At 53.8% G+C, this 377-nt stretch carries 1 rRNA gene (running past both ends of the window); it reads right to left on the reverse strand.

The features are described from left to right. Positions 1-377 (reverse strand): 23S ribosomal RNA (locus DWW77_RS15780) (it extends past both window edges: 1,344 nt to the left, 1,505 nt to the right).

The following is a 377-nucleotide window of genomic DNA, read 5'->3' on the forward strand; positions in this document are numbered from 1 at the left end:
CGGTACGGGTACAATATGAACGATAGCGGCTTTTCTTGACGCATGGCTCACGGGCTTCGCTACTAATCTTCGCTCCACATCACGTCTTCCCATTGCCACACGGATTTTCCTATGTGACTGGTACCTCGCTTGTACCGGGCTTTCCATTCCCGGCTCCCGCTCTCCTTACGTGTCCCCACAGTTCTGTCATACTGCAGTACAGGAATATCAACCTGTTGTCCATCGGCTACGGCTCTCGCCCTCACCTTAGGTCCCGACTCACCCAGGGCAGATCAGCTTTACCCTGGAAACCTTGGATATTCGGCCTAGAGGATTCCCACCTCTATCTCGCTACTCATTCCGGCATTCTCTCTTCCATGCAGTCCACAGCTCCTTCC

The organism is Ruminococcus sp. AF17-12, assembly GCF_003479245.1.
In the GTDB taxonomy this organism is placed as follows: Bacteria; Bacillota; Clostridia; order Lachnospirales; family Lachnospiraceae; genus Blautia_A; species Blautia_A fusiformis.